The 1,966-nt window shown below is 34.3% G+C and carries 2 protein-coding genes and 2 pseudogenes; all 4 read right to left on the reverse strand.

The features are described 5' to 3' along the window. A partial coding sequence (locus GTR01_RS24355; RefSeq protein ID WP_410492615.1) for a hypothetical protein occupies positions 1–516 on the reverse strand: 516 nt, incomplete at its 3' end. A gap of 12 nt (positions 517–528) precedes the next feature. Then, positions 529–744, reverse strand: a pseudogene (locus tag GTR01_RS24945) (RHS repeat-associated core domain-containing protein); the annotation flags it as partial. 77 nt (positions 745–821) lie between these two features. Then, a complete protein-coding gene (locus tag GTR01_RS24360) occupies positions 822–1,349 on the reverse strand; it encodes an Imm26 family immunity protein (protein WP_160140288.1) in 528 nt (175 codons plus the stop codon). A 5-nt stretch (positions 1,350–1,354) separates the two neighbouring features. Continuing rightward, a pseudogene (locus tag GTR01_RS24365) lies at positions 1,355–1,966 on the reverse strand (RHS repeat-associated core domain-containing protein); the annotation flags it as partial.

Genomic DNA, 1,966 nt, shown 5'->3' on the forward strand with positions numbered 1-1,966 from the left:
ATTTTTATTTTGCTTTCCAACTTGAACTTGCTTAACTTCTCCAGTTTTTGGATTAGTTCCTTGAATATCTATAAACCTTTTACCTTTACTTCCTTTAGGTGTATCCACTCTTACCTCAGTCTTTATTTCTGTAAATCCATCAGCATCTAATTTTTTTCCAACTTCTTCTATTTTTGCTTGATGCAATGGCCCACCTGCTTTCCCATACGGATTAGGTACTTTTCCTGCAGTTGTTTCTGCAATCCCAGAACTCGCTTCTGCACCTGTAAAAACACCCTTAATACCTGACCAAATTCTTCCAAAAAAACCTGAACTACTTGCAGCTCTTGCTGATAATACGACTTCTTCAATTTCAAAAAATGGTAACGAAATCGCTGCTGTATTGATTTCCTGTATTAAATCCGCATGTGCTCTTAATTTGGAAGCCTCTGTACTTCGCCCCTGCCTATCAAGGTTATCTGCAAGTAACTGTCGCGCTTCGTAAACTTTGCCAGCATTTAAAGGCAGTGGTTCCAATCCTTCTAACTCCCTGGCATCTACTACTCTGTTTCCACTGAAAGCATAAGTTGACCATTGAGAATAACTTTCGGCAAGAGGATCTACGTTAAAAAACCTGCCCAGCTCTGGAATACTGTTTCGCCATTTAAAAGAACTCCAACCTGTTTCCTTCTGCTTTTCCTGCCCTTGGAAACCATAAGTGTAATTAGGATTCTGTGTAAGTTGCGGCGTAGCATATTCTAATCCAAAAGGATAATACCCTACTTCCCTATATAGCTAGTTTGTTTTAAAATTTAGGGTATTAAAAACAATACCCTAAATTATTAATTATTCAATATTTCTTCAGCAATTTTTATTGATTCTAAGGTTTTTTCATACAATATTTTATCATAATCCTCAGAAATCCATTCCTGTAATCCAAAATATGCATTTAGAGCATTTTCATATCTTATCGGTGCGATTTCAGTTTTATATGTTAATTTATTAAACTGAGATTCATTGATACGTTTTAAAACTTTACTTCTGTAATTAACTAAACTAGCGTCATCAATTGTGCCCAATTTAAAAAATGGTAAAAAAATGGATTGGATGTTATCCTTATAATTTCCAATAATCTGCCAATCATTATAATACAATTTTGCATCAAAAGTATATCCAAGAAAAATTATTTCTAAATCTTCTATTTTTATACTGTCAAATGTGTCTGATTCGGAAATTTTTTTATTAAATAATACTATAATAAATGCATCAGATGTTCTAGGAAAATTAATAATTTGCCCTAATCCAAATTCGTTATTTTTCAAAGGGATTGTAAAGATATCTCCTTCGTTTAGTTTAAATCTTTTAGCCATTATTATTATGTTTTGGGTGGTTTCGGTGGTTTTGGTGGTTTTATTTGATTTCTTTTATTCTGTAACCCTCCATTAGGATTTGATTTATTGGTTGGGCCACCTCCTTCATCTATATGTTTTTGTTCTTTTTTATCGAGATCTTTTCCAGGCTTACCTCTATCAATATCTTCAAATTCATAGTCTGCATCCTTATTTGCTCTTTGATGTTCTTTCTGTCGTTTCTTATATCTTATTGAGTCTTTAGCTTGGCCTATATAATCTTTTTCCTTTCCAGTTTTTTCTCTTCGTCTATAGACAATACCTTCATCTTCTGATTTTATACCATTTTCTTTACTTTCAGCTTTATCACTACCCCCACTATTCAGAACCCGGTTGCCAATGGCTATTCCAGTAGTAGAAACTACACTCATTACAGCAATACCATTGTTTATACTACTGCCTACAATTCCCATTATACCGTTGTAGTTATTAATGGCATTTCTTTTTACCTCTTCATAAACGCCAGATCCTCTTGTTACCGATCCTGAGTTTGGTGGTGGAGGTACTACAGCACCAGCTCCGTATGCGGGCAATGGTATCCATTCTAATCCTTCTAATTCTCTTCCATCAACAACTCT

The sequence above is a fragment of the Chryseobacterium sp. c4a genome (assembly GCF_009900745.1).
Classification (GTDB): domain Bacteria; phylum Bacteroidota; class Bacteroidia; order Flavobacteriales; family Weeksellaceae; genus Chryseobacterium.